This window comes from Pseudomonas sp. YuFO20, from assembly GCF_035064975.1.
Lineage (GTDB): Bacteria > Pseudomonadota > Gammaproteobacteria > Pseudomonadales > Pseudomonadaceae > Aquipseudomonas > Aquipseudomonas putida_AE.
Window position 1 is genome coordinate 1 of the sequence record NZ_JAXDEO010000066.1, and the last position, 22,814, is coordinate 22,814.

General features: G+C 60.4%; 21 protein-coding genes. 13 read left to right on the forward strand and 8 right to left on the reverse strand.

All coding sequences use genetic code 11. From position 1 onward, the window contains the following. Positions 1–65: 65 nt before the first annotated feature. Both SOP85_RS26665 and SOP85_RS26670 read right to left on the reverse strand, forming a co-directional pair. Positions 66–1,244, reverse strand: a complete 1,179-nt coding sequence (locus SOP85_RS26665) for a vWA domain-containing protein (RefSeq protein WP_046816791.1) — start codon at positions 1,242–1,244, stop codon at positions 66–68. A gap of 12 nt (positions 1,245–1,256) precedes the next feature. After that, positions 1,257–2,102 (reverse strand): AAA family ATPase, encoded by an 846-nt coding sequence (locus tag SOP85_RS26670; protein WP_008055443.1) that lies wholly within the window; start codon positions 2,100–2,102, stop codon positions 1,257–1,259. A 231-nt stretch (positions 2,103–2,333) separates the two neighbouring features. Here SOP85_RS26670 and SOP85_RS26675 point away from each other — a divergent pair, with 231 nt between their 5' ends. Both SOP85_RS26675 and SOP85_RS26680 read left to right on the forward strand, forming a co-directional pair. Further along, on the forward strand, positions 2,334–2,564 hold the full coding sequence (locus SOP85_RS26675; RefSeq protein WP_323628772.1) for a DUF4160 domain-containing protein: 231 nt from the start codon (positions 2,334–2,336) through the stop codon (positions 2,562–2,564). Then, entirely contained in the window at positions 2,552–3,052 is a 501-nt protein-coding gene (locus SOP85_RS26680) for a DUF2442 domain-containing protein (protein WP_323628773.1), read from the forward strand. The genes SOP85_RS26675 and SOP85_RS26680 overlap by 13 nt, the downstream gene beginning before the upstream one ends. On the opposite strand, the gene SOP85_RS26685 is transcribed toward SOP85_RS26680, so the two are convergent. Next, the gene (locus SOP85_RS26685) at positions 3,049–4,155 is read right to left on the reverse strand and encodes a DUF748 domain-containing protein (protein ID WP_442967946.1); all 1,107 of its coding nucleotides are present in this window, start codon (positions 4,153–4,155) and stop codon (positions 3,049–3,051) included. The two genes, SOP85_RS26680 and SOP85_RS26685, sit on opposite strands and share 4 nt — an antisense overlap. Positions 4,156–4,254: 99 nt before the next feature. Between SOP85_RS26685 and cysK the strand changes: the two genes are divergently transcribed. The 6 genes from cysK to SOP85_RS26715 all read left to right on the forward strand — a co-directional run bounded on the left by cysK (position 4,255) and on the right by SOP85_RS26715 (position 10,720). Beyond that, positions 4,255–5,229: a cysteine synthase A gene (cysK, locus tag SOP85_RS26690; protein ID WP_323628775.1), complete on the forward strand. Its 975-nt coding sequence runs from the start codon at positions 4,255–4,257 to the stop codon at positions 5,227–5,229. Between the two features lie 228 nt (positions 5,230–5,457). Beyond that, entirely contained in the window at positions 5,458–6,396 is a 939-nt protein-coding gene (locus tag SOP85_RS26695; RefSeq protein WP_323628777.1) for an aspartyl/asparaginyl beta-hydroxylase domain-containing protein, read from the forward strand. A 265-nt stretch (positions 6,397–6,661) separates the two neighbouring features. Further along, complete coding sequence (gene rfbB / locus SOP85_RS26700) at positions 6,662–7,732, forward strand: dTDP-glucose 4,6-dehydratase (protein WP_323628778.1); 1,071 nt, start codon at positions 6,662–6,664, stop codon at positions 7,730–7,732. Next, the gene (gene rfbD / locus SOP85_RS26705) at positions 7,729–8,625 is read left to right on the forward strand and encodes a dTDP-4-dehydrorhamnose reductase (RefSeq protein WP_323628779.1); all 897 of its coding nucleotides are present in this window, start codon (positions 7,729–7,731) and stop codon (positions 8,623–8,625) included. Before rfbB ends, rfbD begins: the two co-directional genes overlap by 4 nt. Before the next feature lie 2 nt (positions 8,626–8,627). Then, positions 8,628–9,506 carry a glucose-1-phosphate thymidylyltransferase RfbA gene (rfbA, locus tag SOP85_RS26710; RefSeq protein WP_274073557.1) on the forward strand — a complete coding sequence of 293 codons (879 nt, stop codon included), beginning with the start codon at positions 8,628–8,630 and terminating at the stop codon, positions 9,504–9,506. A gap of 350 nt (positions 9,507–9,856) precedes the next feature. Next, positions 9,857–10,720, forward strand: coding sequence for a DMT family transporter (locus SOP85_RS26715; protein ID WP_274073558.1), 864 nt, complete (start codon positions 9,857–9,859; stop codon positions 10,718–10,720). 108 nt (positions 10,721–10,828) lie between these two features. On the opposite strand, the gene SOP85_RS26720 is transcribed toward SOP85_RS26715, so the two are convergent. The 4 genes from SOP85_RS26720 to SOP85_RS26735 form a co-directional block, all read right to left on the reverse strand. Next, positions 10,829–11,770, reverse strand: coding sequence for a LysR family transcriptional regulator (locus SOP85_RS26720; protein WP_274073559.1), 942 nt, complete (start codon positions 11,768–11,770; stop codon positions 10,829–10,831). 69 nt (positions 11,771–11,839) lie between these two features. Next, positions 11,840–13,369, reverse strand: a complete 1,530-nt coding sequence (locus SOP85_RS26725; protein WP_274073560.1) for a tripartite tricarboxylate transporter permease — start codon at positions 13,367–13,369, stop codon at positions 11,840–11,842. Then, positions 13,366–13,899, reverse strand: coding sequence for a tripartite tricarboxylate transporter TctB family protein (locus SOP85_RS26730; RefSeq protein ID WP_323606768.1), 534 nt, complete (start codon positions 13,897–13,899; stop codon positions 13,366–13,368). The genes SOP85_RS26725 and SOP85_RS26730 overlap by 4 nt, the downstream gene beginning before the upstream one ends. 52 nt (positions 13,900–13,951) lie before the next feature. Continuing rightward, positions 13,952–14,968, reverse strand: a complete 1,017-nt coding sequence (locus SOP85_RS26735; protein ID WP_274073562.1) for a Bug family tripartite tricarboxylate transporter substrate binding protein — start codon at positions 14,966–14,968, stop codon at positions 13,952–13,954. 584 nt (positions 14,969–15,552) lie between these two features. Between SOP85_RS26735 and SOP85_RS26740 the strand changes: the two genes are divergently transcribed. From SOP85_RS26740 to SOP85_RS26760, 5 genes are all read left to right on the forward strand, one after another. Next, the gene (locus SOP85_RS26740) at positions 15,553–16,509 is read left to right on the forward strand and encodes an amidohydrolase family protein (RefSeq protein WP_323628780.1); all 957 of its coding nucleotides are present in this window, start codon (positions 15,553–15,555) and stop codon (positions 16,507–16,509) included. Next, a complete protein-coding gene (locus SOP85_RS26745) occupies positions 16,506–17,510 on the forward strand; it encodes a 4-hydroxythreonine-4-phosphate dehydrogenase PdxA (protein ID WP_323606770.1) in 1,005 nt (334 codons plus the stop codon). The genes SOP85_RS26740 and SOP85_RS26745 overlap by 4 nt, the downstream gene beginning before the upstream one ends. Positions 17,511–17,823: 313 nt before the next feature. Next, a complete protein-coding gene (locus tag SOP85_RS26750) occupies positions 17,824–18,999 on the forward strand; it encodes an L-rhamnonate dehydratase (protein ID WP_274073565.1) in 1,176 nt (391 codons plus the stop codon). Between the two features lie 51 nt (positions 19,000–19,050). Then, on the forward strand, positions 19,051–20,046 hold the full coding sequence (araD1, locus tag SOP85_RS26755; protein ID WP_323628781.1) for an AraD1 family protein: 996 nt from the start codon (positions 19,051–19,053) through the stop codon (positions 20,044–20,046). A gap of 121 nt (positions 20,047–20,167) precedes the next feature. Continuing rightward, positions 20,168–21,748, forward strand: a complete 1,581-nt coding sequence (locus SOP85_RS26760; protein WP_323628782.1) for an aldehyde dehydrogenase (NADP(+)) — start codon at positions 20,168–20,170, stop codon at positions 21,746–21,748. 110 nt (positions 21,749–21,858) lie between these two features. Here the strand turns inward: SOP85_RS26760 and SOP85_RS26765 are convergent, their stop codons facing one another. Further along, positions 21,859–22,764, reverse strand: a complete 906-nt coding sequence (locus SOP85_RS26765) for a DMT family transporter (RefSeq protein WP_274073568.1) — start codon at positions 22,762–22,764, stop codon at positions 21,859–21,861. Positions 22,765–22,814: the final 50 nt, after the last annotated feature.

Sequence of the window (22,814 nt, forward strand, 5' to 3'; positions counted from 1 at the left end):
GGCAGCTCCTACACCGATCTCTGTAGGAGCTGCCGCAGGCTGCGATCTTTTAGACCGTCACCCGATCATTTGGACAGGAACCGCATCCCTTCCTCCAACCCCCGCAGGGTCAACGGATACATCTGGTCCTCGATCAAATCCCGCACAATATTGGTCGACGAGGTATAACCCCAGGTGTCCTTCGGATACGGATTGATCCAGATGAGCTTCTTGTACTTCTCCTTGAACCGCTGCATCCACACATAACCGGCTTCTTCGTTCCAGTGCTCGACGCTGCCACCCGGCTGGGTGATTTCGTAGGGCGCCATGGCGGCGTCACCGATGAAGATCACTTTGTAGTCGGCGCCGTACTTGTGCAGCAGGTCCATGGTCGAGGTGCGTTCGGAAGTGCGACGCATGTTGTTCTTCCACACCGATTCATAAATGAAGTTGTGGAAGTAGAAGTACTCCAGATGCTTGAATTCGGTCTTGCAGGCCGAGAACAACTCTTCGCAGATCTTCACGTGGGCGTCCATCGAGCCGCCGATGTCGAACAGCAGCAACAGCTTCACCGTGTTGCGTCGCTCCGGTCGCATCTGGATGTTCAGCAAGCCGGCATCCTTGGCGGTGTGATCGATGGTGCCATCGATGTCCAGCTCTTCCGCCGCGCCCTGGCGGGCAAATTTGCGCAAGCGGCGCAGGGCGACCTTGATGTTGCGCGTGCCCAGCTCGACTGAATCGTCGAGGTTCTTGTACTCGCGCTGGTCCCAGACTTTCACGGCCTTGCCCTGGCGCTTGCCGGCATCGCCGACCCGAATGCCTTCCGGGTTGAAACCGCCGGAACCGAACGGGCTGGTACCACCGGTGCCGATCCACTTGTTGCCGCCGGCATGGCGTTCCTTCTGTTCTTCCAGGCGTTTCTTGAATTCTTCGATCAACTTGTCGAGGCCGCCAAGGGACTGGATCGCCGCCCGCTCTTCATCGGTCAGCGAGCGCTCGAACTCCTTGCGCAACCAGTCTTCCGGAATCAGGGCCTGGAGGTGATCGTCGAGCTTTTCCAGGCCATTGAAGTAGGCCCCGAAGGCCCGGTCGAACTTGTCGAAATGCTTTTCGTCCTTCACCAGGATCGCCCGGGACAGGTAATAGAACTCGTCCATGTCGGCGAAGGTCACGCGCTGTTTCAGCGCGTTGATCAGGTCCAGCAGCTCGCGCACCGAGACCGGCACCTTGGCTGCGCGCATTTCATTGAACAGGTTGAGCAGCATGGCATCAGCCTCTTATCGACTGCCGCGACGGCTCATGAACGCCAGACGCTCCAGCAGTTGCACGTCCTGTTCGTTCTTCACCAAAGCGCCGGCCAGCGGCGGGATGGCCTTGGTCGGATCGCGTTCGCGCAGCACCGCTTCGCCGATGTTGTCGGCCATCAGCAACTTCAGCCAGTCCACCAGTTCTGAAGTCGATGGTTTTTTCTTCAGGCCCGGCACCTTGCGCACGTCGAAGAACACATCCAGCGCTTCGCTGACCAGGTCTTTCTTGATGTCCGGGTAATGCACGTCGACGATCCGCTGCATCGTCGTGCGATCCGGGAACGCGATGTAGTGGAAGAAGCAGCGGCGCAGGAAGGCGTCCGGCAGCTCTTTCTCGTTGTTGGAGGTAATGATGATGATCGGGCGCTTCTTGGCCTTGATGGTCTCGTCGATCTCGTAGACGTAGAACTCCATCTTGTCGAGTTCTTGCAGCAGGTCGTTGGGGAACTCGATGTCGGCCTTGTCGATTTCGTCGATCAGCAGGATGACCCGCTCTTCGGATTCGAAGGCTTCCCAGAGCTTGCCCTTTTTCAGGTAGTTGCGAACGTCGTGGACCTTTTCCGTGCCGAGCTGCGAATCGCGCAGGCGGCTGACCGCGTCGTACTCATAGAGGCCCTGGTGAGCCTTGGTGGTGGACTTGATGTGCCAGGTGATCAGCTTGGCGCCAAAGGAGTCGGCCAGTTGTTCGGCGAGCATGGTCTTGCCGGTGCCAGGTTCGCCCTTGACCAGCAGCGGCCGCTCCAGGGTGATGGCGGCGTTGACCGCCAGCTTCAGGTCATCGGTGGCGACGTAGGCCTGGGTGCCTTCGAACTTCATCTGCTAATCCTCGAACGGTAACGCCGGCCTGAGCGAGGCAGGGCGCAGGGGTGCAATGAAAGGTGCAATAAAAGGTGCAATAAAATGGTCAGCCCCGACTATAACGCGGTGTCCGGTCGCCTGTGAACGCAGACGGCTTATTCAGTCTCTGAATGGAGCGTCACATCTTGACTCAGTCTCGGCGGCTGGCCAGTATTGAGATATCGCCATTTTGGCGATAGCTTGCCGGGCATGTCTACTAAATACCGATTTCGAGATACGTATCGCATTCAGCTGCGAGAGAAGGACCATCCGCCGCCCCACGTTCATCTGACCGGTGGCGGGCTGGATGTCATGCTGAGCCTGGAAACCGTCGAAGTGATGGCAGGCAAGGCACCGCCGTTGATTATCAAGGAAGCGCTCGGGTGGATCAGAGCCCATCAGGCGCAATTGCTGGAGGATTGGAAACGATGTTACCCATGAAGCGACCACGACTATCGGCAGTACAGGTATTGCCGGGTTATCGGCTGGCGTTGACGTTCATCGATGGTCAACAACTGACCCTGGACCTGAGTCGCGACCTGCAGTCCTTTGCCGGCTTGCAGCCCTTGCAGGGAAGCGCGTTCGAGGGGGCCATGCTGGGTGACGATGGCTGGTGCGTGGAGTGGCCTGAGCTGGACATCCAGATCGGTGCCGACACCCTGTACCTGGATGCGCTGGCGCAAAACGCGTCGGACGAAAATACCCGGATTTTCATCGACTGGCGCGCTCGAACCGGATTGCCGCTGAATCAGGCCGCCGAGGCGTTGGGCGTCAGCGCCCGCAGCATCAGTCGCTACAGCAGTGGCCGAGAGGCCGTACCGCGGTCACTGGCCCTGGCCTGCCTGGGATGGGATTTCCTGCAACAGCAAGCCAATCCGCTACGGGCAGCCGAAGACACCGGGCGGTACACTGTCACGCGTAAAGATTAATCGGCCTCCGGCTTGGGTCGTTCATAGCGCGCATTGAATGCCTGGATGAAACCATTGCGTAAAATCTGCAAAAACGCCTGGAACGCGCTGATATCTTTTTGATGGACGTTGCCGCTGAGCTCGACCCGGGTGGCAAACTGGTTCTTGCCCTGGTTTTTCAGCACGGTTTCCGAGCCGCCGACGATAGCCTCCCAGATGGAACGAAAGATCCCCTTGTCCTTGTTTTCCACATCCTGTTGCCAGTTGAACACGTCGACATCCCGCAGCAGCGGTTTGATATAGCCAGTCAGTTTGGCTTTATTCGCCTTGGCTTCGATGACTACGTCGCCATGGCCGGCATTGAAATCGAACTTGCCGTAGGCCGAAGCGAAGTCATTCATGCGTTTGAGCTCAATGTTCCGGGCCCGCATGCGAAATTCGAAATCTTCGAAGTTGCTCAGGGGGTCGAAGGTGGCCGTGGTTTCCAGGGGCGCGTGACCCAGCAGTAGCGCCTTGCCTTCGAAGCGGGCGTCGCGTTTGCCTTTGGCATCGACCACGTTAGTCAGGTTGTAGATGCTCAGGTCGACCTTGGTGGCATTCATGTTCACCGGTGGCTTGGAATTGAAGTTGCGAAAGCTGATCTTGCCATCGTCGATCCGCACTTCATCCAGGGTGATCGGCAACAATTTCCCCAGTTGGGCACGCCAGTCGGTGCCTTCGCCGGTTTGCGAGTTCTGTTTGTTGGCCCCGCCGTCGACAAAGTTGACCTCGGGCCTGAGGAACGTCACTTGGGCGACCACCGCGTGGTCGTACCACAGCGAATGCCAACTGACCGAGAGATCGATCAGCGGCGCATTGACGAAGGGCACAGGCACCTTGCCCTCGACCTTGACGATTTTCAGGCCGTTGATCTTGTAGGCACCGCGCCACAGGGCCAGGTCCACGTCGGTGATCTGGCCACGGTAATCGCCCATGTTCGCCAACCGGTCATTCAGGTAGTCGCGCACCAGGTAGGGCAGGGCGAAGTGCAGGGCAATCAGCAACACAAGGAGGCCGGCGAAGCTCCACAACGGCCAGCGGTATCGACGTTTCATGGTGGTAATTCTCTGACGTTCTAAAACCATTGACTGCGGTTACATCCGGACGTTCGACCTGACTGGACGCCCAGGGGCAAGAGGCTTACCTTGATGCCCTATTTCAATGCTGTCGTTAAGGACCCAGCCATGAGCCGTATCTACGCTGACAATGCCCATTCCATCGGCAACACGCCGTTGGTGCAGATCAACCGTATCGCGCCGCGTGGCGTTACCATCCTGGCCAAGATAGAGGGGCGCAACCCCGGTTACTCGGTCAAGTGCCGGATTGGCGCCAACATGATCTGGGACGCCGAAAGCACAGGCAGGCTCAAGCCGGGCATGACCATCGTCGAACCGACGTCCGGCAATACCGGCATCGGCCTGGCCTTCGTTGCCGCCGCCCGTGGCTACAAATTGATGCTGACCATGCCGGCATCCATGAGCATCGAGCGCCGCAAGGTACTCAAGGCGCTGGGGGCGGAACTGGTGCTGACCGAGCCGGCCAAGGGCATGAAAGGCGCGATCGAGAAGGCCGGGGAAATAGTCGCCAGTGATCCGGCGCGCTATTTCATGCCGGCGCAGTTCGACAACCCGGCCAACCCCGCCATCCACGAAAAAACCACCGGGCCCGAGATCTGGAACGATACCGACGGCGCGGTGGATGTCCTGGTGGCCGGTGTCGGAACCGGCGGAACCATTACCGGCGTTTCACGGTATATCAAGAATACCCAGGGCAAACCCATCGTCTCGGTGGCGGTGGAGCCAGCGGTATCACCGGTGATTTCCCAGGCATTGGCCGGTGAAGAAATCAAGCCGAGCCCGCACAAGATCCAGGGCATCGGCGCCGGTTTCGTGCCGAAAAACCTCGACCTGTCGATCGTCGACCGGGTGGAGCTGGTCACCGACGAGGAGTCCAAGGCCATGGCCCTGCGCTTGATGCAGGAAGAAGGCATCCTGTGCGGCATCTCCTGCGGCGCTGCGATGGCCGTGGCGGTACGCCTGGCCGAGACCCCGGAGATGCAGGGCAAGACCATTGTGGTGATCCTTCCGGATTCCGGTGAACGTTATTTGTCGAGCATGCTGTTCAGCGATCTGTTTACCGAGCAGGAGAACCAGCAGTAACGGGTAGGGAAGGCTGGATGATGGAGAAGGGGAGTCCCCTTCTTCATCAGGTGTCCTGACGCGGATCAGCAAGCGTTCAGGCACCTTGTGTTAAGACATGCTTTGTTGCGCATTCCTTAACACTGTATGTCGGGTTACACGGGTTTTTCCCGCGATTGGTAATGTTTATCATGCCAACGGCCGCGTCGAGGAATGGCGTTGCGTAGATTATCGATCAAGGAGTTGTAAATGAGCGTTTCGGTTGCCGCGAAAGCGTCGTTGTTGCTGCTGTTTCTGGGCAGTACCCTCTATGTACATTTGCGTGGCAAGGCGCGCTTGCCGGTCTTGCGTCAGTTCGTCAACCATTCGGCCCTGTTCGCCCCCTATAACGCCTTGATGTATCTGTTCTCCGGCGTGCCTTCAAAACCCTACCTGGACCGCAGCAGGTTTCCCGAGCTGGATGTGCTCAAGGACAATTGGCAAGTTATCCGCGAAGAAGCGCTGCACCTGTTCGATGAGGGGTACATCCGCGCCGCGGAAAATAACAACGATGCCGGCTTCGGTTCGTTTTTCAAGAAGGGCTGGAAGCGCTTCTACCTCAAGTGGTACGACCAACCCTTGCCCTCGGCCGAGTTGCTGTGCCCGCAGACCGTAGCGCTGGTCAGCGCGATTCCCAACGTCAAGGGGGCCATGTTTGCCCTGCTGCCGGGGGGCAGTCATCTCAATCCGCACCGCGATCCATTTGCCGGCTCTTTGCGCTACCACCTGGGGCTGTCGACGCCCAACAGCGACGCTTGTCGCATCTTTGTCGACGGTCAGGCCTACGCCTGGCGTGATGGTGAAGACGTGATGTTCGACGAAACCTATGTGCACTGGGTCAAGAACGAAACTGACAAGACCCGGGTCATTCTGTTTTGCGACATCGAGCGGCCGCTCAGTAACCGCTTGATCACCGGCATCAACCGCTGGATCAGCCGCCTGCTGGGGCGCGCCACCGCGCCGCAGAACCTTGCGGATGAGCGGGTGGGCGGGATCAACCAGGCCTATGCCTGGAGCAAGCAGTTCAGCGACAGGTTCAGCGGGCTGGTCAAGCAGTGGAAACGCGGTCACCCCAAGGCGTATCGGGCAATGCGGCCGATCTTGGCGATTGGCGTGCTGGGGTTACTGGGCCATTGGCTGATAGGTTGAGCACCCGATGGCCAAAGGCCGGGAAAAAAGATCGCCACCAGGCGATCTTTTTTTTTATTTTTGGGAGCTAAGCTATATTACGAATGTCGCCTGTTAGTGCCGTTCAGGGCGTCGGGGGAGTCTATACAGAGCCGGTCGTAGAGCTGGCATGCGCTGGTTGAATGTTCAAACCCTTATCCAAAATCCTTGCGACAGCAGAGTTTCCTTGGCAGTAACGCCATTGGGGGGCCGATCCTCGCAACCTTACTGAAAAAGGTCTGAATCAATGACCATCCTGGTAACTGGCGGTGCAGGCTTCATTGGGGCAAATTTCGTATTGGATTGGCTGGCTCACTCCGATGAAACCGTAGTCAACCTGGACAAGCTGACCTATGCCGGCAACCTGGATAACCTCAGCAGCCTGTCGGGCAATACCCGGCATGTATTCGTGCAGGGCGATATCGGTGACAGTACCCTGGTCGAGCGCTTGCTCGAAGAGCACCAGCCCCGTGCCATTCTCAATTTTGCCGCCGAGTCCCATGTCGATCGCTCCATCCACGGGCCGCAGGCCTTCATCGACACCAACATCGTCGGCACTTTCCGCTTGCTCGAAGCCGTGCGCGCCTATGCCAAGGGGCTGGCGCCCGATGCGCTGCAGGCCTTTCGCTTCCTGCATGTGTCCACCGACGAAGTCTACGGCTCACTGGCCAAGGACGAAGCGGCGTTCAACGAAAACCACCCCTATGAACCCAACAGCCCTTACTCGGCCAGCAAAGCCGCCAGCGACCACCTGGTGCGCGCCTACCATCACACCTATGGCCTGCCGGTACTGACCACCAACTGCTCGAACAACTACGGTCCGTATCACTTCCCGGAAAAGCTTATTCCGCTGATGATCGTCAACGCGCTGTCCGGCCAGGCATTGCCGGTCTATGGCGATGGCCAGCAGATTCGCGACTGGCTGTACGTCAAGGACCACTGCAGCGCCATCCGCCGCGTGTTGGAGGCCGGCAACGTGGGTGAGGTCTACAACGTCGGTGGCTGGAACGAAAAAACCAATCTCGAGATCGTGCACACCGTCTGCGCGTTGCTCGATGAGCTGCGTCCGCGTGCCGACGGCCAGCCCTACCATGCACAGATCAGCTACGTGACCGATCGGCCCGGGCACGATCGACGTTATGCCATCGATGCCCGCAAGCTTGAGCGTGAACTGGGCTGGAAACCGGCGGAAACCTTCGAGACCGGCATTCGCAAAACCGTGCAGTGGTACCTGGACAACCAGGATTGGGTACGCAATATCCAGTCCGGCGCCTACCGCGAATGGGTCGAGAAAAACTATGCCGGGCGCAATGCATGAAACTGCTATTGCTCGGCAGGAACGGCCAGGTGGGTTGGGAGCTGCAACGCAGTCTCGCGCCCCTTGGCGAGGTGTTGGCGCTGGACTCCGCAAGCCAGGAGTACTGCGGCGATCTGACGGATTTGCCAGGGCTGGCCGCCACCGTGCAGCGCTTCGCACCTGACGTTATCGTGAACGCAGCGGCCTACACCGCGGTCGACAAGGCTGAAAGCGAATCGCAGCTGGCCCATCGGGTCAATGCCGATGCACCGGCGGTGCTGGCTCGCGAGGCGTTACGGCTCAAGGCTCTGCTGGTGCATTACTCCACCGATTATGTGTTCGCAGGGCTTGGCGATACGCCCTGGCAGGAACAGGATCCGGTCGCGCCATTGAGTGTCTATGGGGCCAGTAAGCTGGCCGGCGAACAGGCGATCGCCGCCAGCGGCTGTGCGCATCTGATCCTGCGTACCAGTTGGGTGTATTCCGCTCGGGGCAACAACTTTGCCACGACCATGCTGCGCCTGGCCCGGGAACGTGAACGCCTGGCCGTGATCGACGATCAGTTCGGCGCGCCAACCGGTGCCGAATTGCTCGCGGATGTGACCGCCCATGCCATCCGTAGCCTGCTGGCCGACCCGCAATTGAGCGGGATCTACCATCTTGCAGCCGCTGGCGAAACCACCTGGTGTCGCTATGCTCGTTTTGTACTCGAACACGCCGAGCGGGCAGGGATGAAGCTCAAGGTTGGCCCGGCAATGGTCGACGCGATCGGCACCGAGGCGTACCCGACGCCGGCACGACGCCCATGCAATTCCCGACTCGATACGCAAAAACTGCAAAAGGCCTTTGCGCTGAGCTTGCCTGACTGGAAAGTCGGCGTGACACGGATGCTCGCAGAAATACTGGAGAAATGAATATGCTCAATCGTAAAGGCATCATCCTTGCCGGCGGCTCTGGTACTCGACTGCATCCGGCGACATTGTCCATTTCCAAGCAGCTGCTGCCGGTCTACGACAAACCGATGATCTACTACCCGCTGAGCACCCTGATGCTGGCGGGTATCCGCGATATCCTGATCATCTCCACGCCACAGGACACCCCACGCTTCGAACAGCTGCTGGGGGATGGCACCCGTTGGGGCCTGAACATTGCCTATGCGGTGCAGCCTTCGCCCGATGGCCTGGCACAGGCCTTCATCATCGGTGAAGACTTTATCGGCAACGACCCCAGCGCCCTGGTCCTGGGTGACAACATCTATCACGGCCACGACTTCATCAATATTCTGCAAAGTGCCATGGCGCGTCAGGCGGGGGCGAGTGTCTTTGCCTATCACGTCAATGACCCGGAGCGTTACGGCGTGGTCGAGTTCGACAGCCAGGGCACGGCGATCAGCCTCGAAGAAAAGCCACTCAAGCCCAAGTCGAATTTTGCGGTCACCGGGCTGTATTTCTATGACAACGACGTTGTCGAGATGGCCAAGAGCATCAAGCCATCGGCGCGGGGTGAGCTGGAGATTACCGATATCAACAGTCTCTACCTGGAACAGGGCAACCTGTCGGTAGAAATCATGGGCCGCGGTTACGCCTGGCTGGATACCGGAACCCACGACTCATTGCTCGATGCCAGCCAGTTCATTGCCACGCTCGAGCGTCGCCAGGGCCTCAAAGTCGCTTGTCCTGAAGAGATTGCCTTCCGGCAGAAATGGATCGATGCCGATCAGCTGCAGAAACTGGCGGCGCCATTGGCAAAAAATGGTTATGGCCAATACCTCAACCGTCTTTTGCAAGAGAGTTGATGCCTGCCACACCTCTGGTTATAGTCAGCTCAAGCAGGTCTGCATGACCTGCTTTTCAACTTTTCGAAAAAGATCAGCCCAATGCCTGCAACCCTCATCAACGCGGTAGTCGATTCAGCGGTCAACGCTGGCGTCGTGCCGTGCGGGAACCAGCAGCCTGTGCAGATCAGTCATTACCCCCCACCTGTCCGTAGCACGCCGGTGTACGCAGTCGTATCACCGCCGGGTGTTGGCATTTCGGGCTGATCAGCATTGTTCTGCTGACCCTCTCCGAAACGCGCCCGCTTGAAAAAACTACTGGATTTCAGCTTCGGCTGAATTGGCTTCTTGCCTGACTACAGGTGGTATTCATGTTTGTCCTTTCGAAAAAGTCCGCGCTCGCGGCGGCTTCCACGAGCCTGTTCGTTCTGCTGTGGAGCAGCGGGGCGATCTTCTCCAAGTGGGGGCTGGCCCACGCATCACCCTTTGCCTTTCTGTTGATTCGCTTCGTCATCGCGTTGTGCGGCCTGGTGTTGCTGATGCCGCTGCTGAAGCTGAAGTTGCCCAAGGGCGGCAGGCCGATGTTGTATGCGATGGCGACTGGTGTGGTGTTGCTGGGGGCGTATCAGATTTTTTATCTGCTGGCGCTCGACCTAAAGGTCACGCCCGGTGTAATGGCGACCATCATGGGCGTGCAACCGATTCTCACGGTGGTGCTCATGGAGCGCCAGCGCTCGGCCAGCCGCATGTTCGGCCTGTCGATGGGCCTGGCCGGGTTGATCATGGTGGTCTATCAGGGCATCGGCCTGGCCGGCATGTCGCTGGCCGGGATGCTCTTCGGCCTGCTGGCGCTGGCAAGTATGACCTTCGGTTCGATCATGCAAAAACGCATCACCGATAATCCCCTTGGCACGCTCCCGGTGCAGTACCTGGCCGGGTTGTTGCTCTGCGGGATATTCGTGCCGTTCCAGCCGTTTCATTTCGAACACGGCAGCGGTTTCATCGTGCCGGTGTTGTGGATGGGGCTGGTGGTGTCGGTGCTGGCGACCCTGTTGCTGTACCGCTTGATCGCCCGGGGCGACCTGGTGAATGTCACCAGCCTGTTCTATCTGGTGCCGGCCGTGACGGCCGTGATGGATTACCTGATTTTCGGCAATCGTCTGGCGCTGTTGAGTATCCTCGGCATGGTGCTGATTATCGTTGGCCTGGTGTTCGTGTTCCGTAAAACCGCGTAAACGCATTTCCCTGTAGGAGCTGCCGAGTGCAACGAGGCTGCGATCTTTTGACCTTTTAAAAGCAAGATCAAAAGATCGCAGCCTCCGGCAGCTCCTACAGGGGCCTTTTCATTTGCTCAGCGCATGCTCGGCCCGCACCGAGTTCATGAATGCCTGCATCGCCGAGGACTGAATGCGATGGCGGCGGGTGATCAAGCCGTAGGGTGGCAGTCGTGCTTCGAATTTGATCGGCAACACCGCCAGCAGGTCTCGACCGGGATAATCCTCGACCACCGACACCGGTGTGACACCGAGCATATCGGTCTGCTGGATCAACGAGAGCAGGGTCATGATCGAGGTGGTTTCGACGATGCTGCTGGGAATGTCGACCCGCGCATTGTGGAACACCTGATTGATGATCGCGCGCATCGGGCTTGGCTGCTGTTGCAGCACCCAGGTCATGTTCTGCAATTCTGCCCAACCCAGTTGCTTCTCCTGCGCCAGCGGATTTTGCGCACCGGCAATCACGCACAGGGCTTCTTCGCCCAGGCTGTCGAACAGCAGTTCTTCGGCCCGCGCTCCGGGCGGAATCCTTCCTAAAACGATGTCCAGTTGATCCTGCAACAGCGCCTGTACCAGCACGTCGCTGGTGTCGACCTGGATGCTCATGGACAAGCGTGGATGGCTTTGCTTCAAGGTCGCGATGGTGCGGGTCAACAGCCCGGAAGCCAGCGCCGGAATCGCGCCAACGGCGACCCGACCCAGGTTGCCCGATTGCAGCGCCACCAGTTCTTCGCGCATGCCGCTGAGCTCAGCGAAGACCATGCGTGCGTAGTAGATGACGGTTTCACCGAACGGGGTCGAGCGCATGCCCCGAGGCAGCCGTTCAAACAGCTCGACGCCGAGCAGGTCCTCGGCCTCATGCAGCATCTTGGTCGCTGCCGGTTGAGTCATGCCGATGTGGTCGGCGGCGCGGCGCAAAGAACCGAACTCCTCCAGCGCGAGCATCAGCCGCAGCTGGCGCAGCCGCAGTCGACTGTGGATTACATTGGCATCAGGAATTCGGGACATGGGCCGCACTCGCAATCAGGACTGCGGCAAGCCTGACAACAAATGTCAGGCGTTGCCAGCATTGCTGTGTCACAGCACCGATTTTGGCTTGGCGACCTGGGGTTTACGAAAGCCCATCAGGGCTGCCAGGGCCTTGGAAATCAGCGGCCAGAACAGCATCAGCAGCGCCGCCGTGGTCAGGCTGCCGACCAATGGGTTGGACCAGAAGATCCCCAGGTGCCCGTCAGAGAACAGCATCGACTGACGGAACGCATCTTCGGCCTTGTCACCCAATACCGCCGCCAGTACCAGTGGCGCAATCGGGTAGCCGAGTTTCTTGAACAGATAACCCAACGCGCCGAAACCGAGCATCAGCACCACGTCGAAGAACGAGTTGTGTACCGAGTAGGCACCGATGGCGCAGACCATGATGATGATCGGCGCGATGATCGAGAACGGAATGCGCAGGATCGAGGCGAACAGCGGCACGGTGGCCAACACCACGATCAGGCTCACCACGTTGCCCAGGTACATGCTGGCGATCAGGCCCCAGACAAAGTCATGCTGCTCGACGAACAGGGTTGGCCCAGGGTGCAGGCCCCAGATCATCAAGCCGCCGAGCATCACCGCTGCGGTGGCGGAACCGGGAATACCCAGGGTCAGCATCGGCAGCAAGGCGCTGGTGCCGGCGGCGTGGTCGGCGGTTTCCGGCGCGATAACGCCTTCGAGTTCACCCTTGCCAAAGTTGTCGCGGTTCTTCGAAAAACGCCGCGCCAGGCTATAGCTCATGAACGAAGCGGCGGTCGGCCCGCCCGGGGTAATGCCCATCCAGCAACCGACCAGGGTGCTACGCACAATGGTCCACCAGTAGCGCGGCAACTTGGCCCAGGTGCGCAGGATCACCATCGGCGTGATGCGCGCGTGCTCGCCACGGAACACCAGGCCTTCCTCCACGGTGCAGAGGATTTCGCCGATGCCGAACAGGCCGATCACCGCCACTTCAAAACTGATGCCGGTCATCAGGGTCGGCTGATCGAACGTCAAGCGCAGGTTGCCGGACACGGTGTCCATGCCGACCGCCGCCATGGCGAAACCGATCATCATCGCCACCACGGTTTTCAGCGGCGGGTTCTTGCTCATGCCGATGAAGGTGCAGAACGCCAACAGGTACACCGCGAAGAACTCCGGCGAACTGAACGACATGGCGAAGGCGGCAATCTTCGTCGAGAGGAAGGTCAGCAGCAACACTCCCGCCAGTGCACCCAGCAACGCCGAACTGAACGCGGCGGTCAGGGCTTCGGCGGCACGGCCTTCGCGGGCCATCGGGTAACCGTCGAACGTCGTCGCCACCGATGAGGGCTCACCGGGAATATTGAACAGGATCGAGGTGATCGAGCCGCCAAACAGCGCACCCCAATACATGCACGACAGCAGGATGATCGCCGACACCGGCGACATGGTGAAGGTCAGCGGCAGCAACAGTGCCACGCCATTGGGGGCGCCGAGGCCGGGCAACACGCCGACCAGGATGCCCAGCAGCACGCCGATCACCATCAGGCCGATGTGGCCTGGGGTCAGGATCAGGTTCATGCCTTGCAACAGGGAATCGAATTCGCTCATTTGAAGTTTCTCCCGGCCAGGGCAATCCAGTCGCCCAACGGGCCGGCATCCAGCGGGACCTTGAACCACAGCGCGAAAATCAGGTAGCTGGCGAGTACCGCGCCGAGGGATATACAGGCAATCATCAGTTTGCCGTAAGGCTTGGCGCGGTCCTTGTCACGCCACATGAACCAGGCGATGAAGCACGCCGAGGCGACATAGATGCCGGTCAGTGGCATGGCCGCGACGAACAGTGCAATCGGGATGAACACCGACAGCACTTGCCTGAACGCACTGCGACTGACGAATGCAACGCTCAGCGCTTGCCAGCGCACCAGGGTCAGCACAAAGTTGGCCACGCTCGCGGCGCTCAGCATCAGGCCGATGTAGAAGGGGAAGTAACCCGGCTCGGGGCCGGCATCGCCCCAGCCGATACCCTGTTCGACACTGCCGAACATCACCACCACGCCGATCAGCGCCGTGAAGAGGGTCAGGCCGAGCTCGACCCAACGGGTGCCGACCAGCGCGGGTGAATCCGAAGAATGGGACATGAAGACACCTCCAGCAGATGACGACCGCCCGCAGGCGAGCGGCCGTGACAACTTAGTTTTTCAGCCAGCCGGCTTCCTTGAAGACCGGGGTGACGCGGGCGGTGTCTTTTTCGATGTAGGCGGTCAGCGGCTCGCCCTCGAGGAAGGTCGGCACCAGCGCGTTCTGCTTGACGTAGGCCTTGAACTCCGGGGTTTCGGTGACCTTGCGCATCAGCTCGACATAGAACGCGCGTTGCTCGGCGGAAATGTCGCCAGGCATGAACACGGTGCGCGGGAAGCGGTATTGATCGATGCCCAGGCCTTGTTCGTGGCAGGTCGGTACGTCGGCCCAGGATTTGTCGCCGGCGACTTTTTCGGTGTAGGCCATGCGCTCCTTACTGAACACGCAGAGCGGTTCGACCTGATCGCCGCGCCATTGACTGATGCTTTCGCTGGGGTTGTTGACGTTGGCGGCGATGTGCTTGCCGGCCAGCTGGGTCGCGGCCTCGCTGCCGCTTTTGAACGGGATATACACCAGTTTGCTGTTGGTGGTCTGGTTCAGCAGCAGGGTCAGGGTCTGGTCGACATCCTTGGACTGGCTGCCACCCATGCGCAGTTTCGACGGGTCGGCCTTGACCGCTTCGTAGAAACTTTTCGCATCCTTCCACGGTGCGCCTTTGTAGCTCCAGAGAATGAAGTCATCCTCGGCCACGGCGGCAATCGGCGTCAGCTCCTGCCATTGGTAGCCGAGCTTGGACACCAGCGGCAACAGGTAGATGTTATTGGTGCCGATCACCAGCTTCTCGGCATCGCCCTTGTTCATTTTCATGTCGAGGAAAGCCTCGGCGCCGTTGCCGCCACCCTTGTTCAGGACGATGGTATTAACGTCGAGCAGTTTATGCGTGGTGATGATCGACTGGATCAGGCGACCGAGTTGGTCGGTACCGCCACCGGGGCCACCGGCGACGACGATTTCGACGTTCTTGTCCGGTTGCCAGGCGGCTTGAGCGAGCGCGGGAAGGGCGCCGGCGGCGATCAGGGTGCAGCCAAGAAACAGACGGGAAGTGCGACGGACGAATGCATTTCGCATGGGAGGGCCTCGTTTCTGTGTTTTTGTAATTGTTATGAGCGACTTGTTTGAGCGGTAAAGCCGCAAGCCTGGAGTGAGTGTGGGAAGAGGCAGCCCCCGCGTCTAGTCAAAACAATACATACACCGATAGCCTGGGGTTATAGCTAGTCAAACGAAGCAGGACTTCTGTAGGAGCAAGCTTGCTCGCGATGGACTCACGAGCGCTGCGCTAATTCAGGAAACACGCGTTTTCGTTGACGATCATCGCGAGCAAGCTCGCTCCTACAGAAAAGAAAGGTCCAACATTGAAAGATCGTTGAAAGCACGGCGTGCCATAACCCGAAGCTATCGCCTGATTTCAAGTTTTGATTAGACGGTTATCACCGGGCCTTCGATAGTGCTCATCAACACCGTGAAAAACGCGGCACAGGTTAATGTCTGCAACTGTACAACAATAAAAATTGAGGGACGCGCAATGGCTCGTCACCAGTGCGGTGTGATTATGCAAATGAGCAGTGGATTTGCCCCGGTGCCGGGATTCTTCGCGGTGTGCTCGGCAGTGTTCGTGCTGGCTACGTTGTTCATCAGTCTCGACGAGGTGCGCCATGGGTGAACTGTGGAACGGTCCGATCATCGATGCCCATCATCACTTCTGGGACCCAACGATCAACGACCATCCGTGGTTGGCGCCGGAGGCGAACATCCCGTTTCGCTATGGCGATTACTCCGCGATCAAGCGTCGTTACTTTCCCGACGATTACTTCGCCGATGCCGGCGACCATCGAGTCGTGCAAACGGTGTATGTCGAGACCGCATGGAACCCGCAGGACCCGATTGGCGAAACCCGTTTCATCGAGCAACTGGCCGCCCGCTACGGCGTGCCGAATGCGATCGTCGCGCAAGCCTGGCTCGACCACCCGGACGCCATTGCCGTGCTGCGCGAGCAGGCCAGTCACAAGTGCGTGCGCAGCGTGCGGCACAAGCCCGGCGGACCGACGTCACCCGCGCAGTTCGGCCGGGTGCGCAGCCTGATGAGCGACGAGCACTGGCGGCGCGGTTATGCCGCGCTGGAGGGCCTGGGCCTGCACTTCGATCTGCAAACCCCCTGGTGGAACCTGCCCGAAGCTGAGCGACTGGCCCGGGATTTCCCCGGTATCACCCTGATTCTCAACCACGCCGGCTTGCCCAGCGACCGCAGCGCTGAAGGCCTGGCCGGTTGGCGCGCCGCGATGGCGCGGCTGGCGCAGTGGCCCAACGTGCAGGTCAAGATTTCCGGCCTGGGCCAGGCGGGCCGGGCGTGGCGCGCCATCGACAACGCCTGGATCGTGCGCGAAATCATCGCGATGTTCGGCAGCAAACGGGCGATGTTTGCCAGCAACTTTCCAGTGGACAGCCTGTGTGGCTCGTTCAACGACATCTACAACGGTTTCAAATCCATCGTTGCCGATCTGCCAGTGGCCGATCAGGAGCGACTGTTCTACAGCAACGCGCAGCGCATCTACCGCTGCGAACCTTGCGCCATTGACCGGGCGCGGCCTGAATCCTTGAGGAGTGAAGCATGAACAAGACAACCATCGCGATGGTCCTGGGCGACCCCGCGGGCATCGGTCCGGAACTGATCGCACGCTTGCTCGGAGAGCCCGATGTACGCAGCCAGGCGAATGTGATCCTGATTGCCGACGAAGCGGAAATGCGGCGAGGCATGCGCATCGCCGGGCTGGAGTTTCCCTATCGCCGGGTGGAGTCGCTGGAGCAGCTGTCATTCATGGACGACACGCCGCTGTTCTACGATTTTCGCGGCGACACTGTCGGTGAATTTCCGCGCAGCGAGTCCAGTGTCATTGGCGGTCGCTACAGCCTCGACACCCTGGAGGTCGCCCTGCGCCTGACCGAGGCCGGGACCACCGACGCGATATTGTTCGGGCCGCTGAACAAGACTTCGTTGCACATGGCCGGCATGGCCCACAACGATGAGTTGCACTGGTTCGCCGAGCTGCTGGATTTCCACGGGCCGTTCTGTGAATTCAACGTGCTCGACAATCTGTGGACTTCCCGTGTGACCTCCCACGTGGCGTTGGCTGAAGTCCCGGGCCTGCTCAGCCAGGCGCGGGTGGTGGAAGCGATTCAACTGATCGACACCGCGCTCAAGCGCAACGGCCTGGAAAAACCGCGCATCGGCGTTTGCGGCCTGAACCCGCACAACGGCGACAACGGCTCGTTCGGTCGCGAAGAGCTGGACATCATCGGCCCGGCCGTGCGTTCGGCCCAGGCACTGGGGATCGCGGCGGAAGGGCCGTATCCGGGGGACACGATTTTTCTCAAGGTCCAGGGTGATGCCAGCGCCTTTGACGCGGTGGTGACGATGTACCACGACCAGGGGCAGATCGCGATCAAGTTGATGGGCTTCTCCCGTGGCGTCACGGTCCAGGGTGGCCTGCCCATCCCGATCACCACGCCGGCCCACGGCACCGCGTTCGATATCGCGGGGCAGGGCAAGGCGAATGTCGGCGCGACTCGCCAGGCGTTCGAGATTGCCTGCCGGATGGGTGGCAACAGCTACTGACACAACGCAATACCCCTGTAGGAGCTGGCTTGCCAGCGAAGACGGCCTGACAGACACCCCTGAGGTGCCTGTCGGGCCGCTTTCGCTGGCAAGCCAGCTCCTACAGTTTTATGTATTGCCCCGATAACTCGATCTAGGGGATTACTGCTTTTTCCTATCACCCCAGGTTATCGCCGGATACGCATAAGTGATTATCCGCACCTTCGGGCGCTGGCTACAGTCGCTCCATCGAATGCCTGGAACCGTCATCCGAGCGGCTCCACGCAGCGACACAACAATGACAAGAAGCCGGCAGCGCAAGGAAACCGTATTCATGAAAATCAAAGCGATCCGTACCCGCGTATTCGAGTGGAAAGGCAAAGTCGTCCCACCCCAAGCGCACTTCTGCACCAACGCCAGCGACATCCTGTTCGAGCGCGGCGACGCCATGGGCTCGTTCCGTTTCCACGGCTGGCTGGTGGTGGAAGTCGAGACCGACACCGGTCTTGTCGGCATCGGCAACTGCGCCCTGGCGCCCCGTGTAGCCAAGGAAATCATCGACACCTACCTGGCACCCATCGCGATTGGTGAAGACCCGTTCGACAACGAATACATCTGGCAGAAAATGTACCGCCAGAGCCACGCCTGGGGCCGCAAGGGCATTGGCATGGCGGCCATCTCGGCGATCGACATCGCCATCTGGGACATCATGGGCAAGGCGGTCAACAAGCCGGTGTTCAAACTGCTCGGCGGCCGCACCAAGGAAAAGATCTGGACCTACGCCTCCAAGCTCTACGCCAACGACAACCTCGACCTGTTCCTCGAAGAGGCCCAGGGCTATCTGAACCAGGGCTTCACCGCGCTGAAAATGCGCTTCGGCTACGGCCCGAAAGACGGTCCGGCGGGCATGCGCAAGAACATCGAACAAGTGCGCGCCCTGCGTAACCTGGCCGGCCCCGACGTCGACATCATGCTCGAATGCTACATGGGCTGGACCCTGGAATACGCCCGCCGCATGTTGCCCAAACTGGCCGAGTTCGAGCCGCGCTGGCTGGAAGAACCGGTGATCGCCGACGACATCGAGGGCTACATCGAGCTGAAAAAAATGGGCATCATGCCGATCTCCGGCGGCGAGCACGAGTTCACCTCGTACGGCTTCAAGGACCTGCTGGAACGCCGTGCGATCGACGTGATCCAGTACGACACCAACCGCGTCGGCGGCATCACCGCCGCGCGCAAGATCAACGCCATGGCCGAGGCCTGGTCGGTGCCGGTGATCCCCCACGCCGGGCAGATGCACAACTACCACCTGACCATGTCCACCACGGCGTCGCCCATGGCCGAGTTCTTCCCGGTGTTCGACGTCGAAGTCGGCAACGAACTCTTCTACTACGTATTCAAGGGCGAGCCGCAACCAGTCAACGGCTACATCCAGCTCGACGACGACAAGCCGGGCCTGGGCCTGGAAATCTCCGATGAGTATTTGAGCGACTTCAACATCATCGAGTGACCTTGAGGCGCCGTCATCCGGCGGCGCCGTCCATGACTTTGCGGAGGCGACATGCGCCTGATTCAATTTGAAAACACTGCCGGTGAGCGCCAGGTCGGACTGATCGACGGGGCACAGGTCCAGGTGCTTAAAGGCACCCGCAGCACCCGTGAACTGGCACTCGCGGCGATCCGCGGCCAACGCAGCCTGCAGGAAGAAGTCGCCCTGCGCGGCACCGAACCGGGCCCGGACTACGCCCAGCTGTTGCAGCAGCGCCAGGTGCTGCCACCGCTGGACCACGAAGACCCGGCCCATTGCCTGATCAGCGGCACCGGCCTGACCCATCTGGGCAGCGCCTCGGCGCGGGACAAGATGCACCAGCAGGAAGGTGCCGTCGAAACCGCCATGACCGACACCATGCGCATTTTCAAATGGGGCCTGGAGGGCGGCAAGCCCGCGGCCGGGCAGGTCGGTGCGCAGCCGGAATGGTTCTACAAGGGCGACGGCAGCATCGTCGTGCGTCCCGGCGCGGACTTTCCGGTGCCGCCCTTTGCCGAAGACGCCGGCGAAGAGCCGGAGCTGACCGGGCTCTACGTGATCGGCGACGACGGCCTGCCGTATCGCGTCGGTTATGCATTGGGCAATGAGTTCTCCGACCATGTCATGGAGCGGCGCAACTACCTGTACCTCGCCCATTCGAAACTGCGCTGCTGCTCCTATGGACCGGAGCTGCGCGTCGGCGAATTGCCCAGGCACCTGGAGGGCACCAGCCGCATCAAGCGCGATGGCAAGACGATCTGGGAAAAGGAGTTTCTCAGCGGCGAAGACAACATGTGCCACAGCCTGGCCAACCTCGAATTCCACCACTTCAAGTACGCGCAGTTCCTGCGTCCCGGTGATGTGCACGTGCACTACTTCGGCACCGCCACGCTGTCGTTTGCCGATGGCATCAAGACCCAGCCGGGGGACCGCTTCCAGATCAGCCTCGATGAGTTCGGAGCGCCGCTGGTGAACGGCATCGGTGAAAGTGCCCAGCCGTTGGCAATCGGTCAGGTGCGCACGCTTTAACCCCTGTAGGAGCCGGCTTGCCGGCGAAAGCGATTTTTCACGCGACGTTGATGTTTGCCGTGCCGTGGCCTTCGCCGGCAAGCCGGCTCCTACAGGTCTGTAATCGATCAAGGAATCCGCAATGACCACGATACTTGGACACAACTACATCGGCGGCCGCCGCAGCGCCAACGGCAACTTGCACCTGCAAAGCCTCGACGCGACCACCGGTGAGCCTTTGCCCGGCACCTTCTTCCAGGCATCCGAAGCCGAGGTGGATGCCGCCGCCAAAGCCGCCGCCGCGGCGTACCCGATCTACCGTAATCTCAGTGCAGAAAAACGCGCGACCTTCCTCGATGCCATCGCCGATGAAATCGATGCCCTGGGCGATGACTTCGTCGCCACCGTGTGCCGCGAAACCGCATTACCGGCCGGGCGTATCCAGGGTGAACGCGCTCGCACCAGCGGCCAGTTGCGCCTGTTCGCCAAGGTCCTGCGTCGCGGTGATTTCTACGGTGCGCGCATCGACCGGGCGTTGCCGGATCGCCAGCCATTGCCACGCCCGGACCTGCGTCAATACCGCATCGCCCTGGGCCCGGTGGCGGTGTTCGGCGCCAGCAACTTTCCGTTGGCATTCTCCACCGCCGGTGGCGATACCGCCTCGGCCCTGGCCGCCGGATGCCCGGTGGTGTTCAAGGCCCACAGCGGGCACATGGCAACCGCCGAGTGGGTGGCGGACGCAATCATCCGCGCCGCCGAGCGCACGGAAATGCCTGCGGGGGTGTTCAACATGATCTACGGCGGTGGCGTCGGTGAGTGGCTGGTCAAGCACCCGGCGATCCAGGCCGTGGGTTTCACCGGCTCGCTCAAGGGCGGCAATGCCCTGAGTCACATGGCCGCGACCCGGTCACAGCCGATCCCGGTGTTCGCCGAGATGTCGAGTATCAACCCGGTGTTCCTGCTGCCCGAGGCGCTTGCCGTACGGGGTGAACAGATCGCGACGCAGCTTGCCGGTTCAGTGACCCTGGGCTGTGGCCAGTTCTGTACCAACCCTGGCCTGGTCATCGGCCTGCGTTCGCCGCAGTTCAGCACGTTTCTCGAAACCTTTTGCGCGAGCATGAACCAGCAACCTGCGCAAACCATGCTCAATGCTGGCGCGCTGGCCAGTTACAGCCGAGGCCTGGGCGAGCTGCACGAACATCCGGGGCTGACCCATCTGGCGGGCAAGCCGCAGCAGGGCAGTCAGGCGCAGCCGCAAGTGTTCAAGGCCGATGTCGGCCTGTTGCTCAAGGGTGATGAACTGCTTCAGGAAGAAGTGTTCGGGCCGACCACCATCGTCGTGGAAGTCGAGAGCCGTGCGCAGTTGGCGCAGGCGCTGCAGGGGCTGCGCGGGCAACTGACCGCGACCTTGATTGGCGAGGCGGATGAGCTGCTGGAGTACCGCTGGCTGGCGGAGATGTTGCAGGAAAAGGTCGGGCGGATTTTGCTCAATGGTTATCCGACCGGGGTCGAGGTGTGCGAGGCGATGGTGCATGGCGGGCCTTATCCGGCAACGTCCGATTCGCGCGGGACCTCGGTGGGGACGTTGGCGATCGATCGCTTCCTGCGCCCGGTGTGCCTCCAGAATTACCCGGATGCGTTGTTGCCCGAGGCGTTGCAGAACGCCAATCCGCTGGGGATTCGGCGGTTGGTGGATGGGGAGGTGAGTCAGTCAACCTTGTAGTGTCTGGATGACCGCTATCGCTGGCAAGCCAGCTCCTACAGGTTTTGCGGCGTGCTCGAAACCTGTAGGAGCTGGCTTGCCAGCGAAGGCGTCATCAAGCTCACCACAAATTACCTGGCTCCCACCTCAATTGCCTTCACCGCAGGCTTCAACACCAGCCACAACGCCGCCGCAATCAACACCCCGCCATACACATGCGCCATGGACAAAGGCTCACCCAGCAACAGCGCCCCCCACAACACCCCGAATGGCGGGATCAGGAAGGTCGTGGTCATCGACCTCACCGGCCCGACCGAGCTGAGCAAGCGGAAGTAAACGATGTACGCCAGCGCAGTACAGACCAACCCCAATCCCAGCAACGACAACCAGACATCCCAGCCACCCCAGCTCGCTGGCGGCTGGCTGATCACGCTGTAGCCGAACAGCGGCAGCAGGAACAACGTCGCCCCGAGCATGCTGCCCAGCGCAGACAGACGGCTGTCGAGCCCACCGGCCTGATCCAGCCAGCGGCGTGCTAGAAAACCGGCAAAGCCATAACAGGTGGTGGCGAGCAGGCAGGCGAGGGCGCCCATCAGCAATTGCATATCGAATGCCACCGGGCCCGCGCGCGTCAGCACGCCAACGCCGAACAAGCCGAGAAATACCCCGCCGAGCTTGGCGCCGGTGAGTCGCTCATGGAAGAACAAGCCGCCGATCAACACGCCCATCAGCGGTGTGGTGGCGTTGAAAATGGCCGAGTACCCGGCCGGCAGCACTTGGGCGGCTACGGAATACAGGGTGGCCGGAATCCCCGAGTTGATCACCCCGAGCAGCATCACGGTCTTGAGTTTGCCTTTGAAATCCCAGCTGATGCGCATCAGCCCGAGGATCAGCAACAGGCCGGTAGCGGCAATCGACACGCGGAAAAAGGCCGTGGGGATGGTACCAATCACCGGGGCGATGATGCGCATGAACAGAAAGCTCGCACCCCAGATGGCCGCCAGTGACAGTAAACGGACAATATCGACGGGGTTCACGCTGCTCTCCTTCCTTTATGGGGACGAGAGTGTTGCCGAGCGGCTGATCG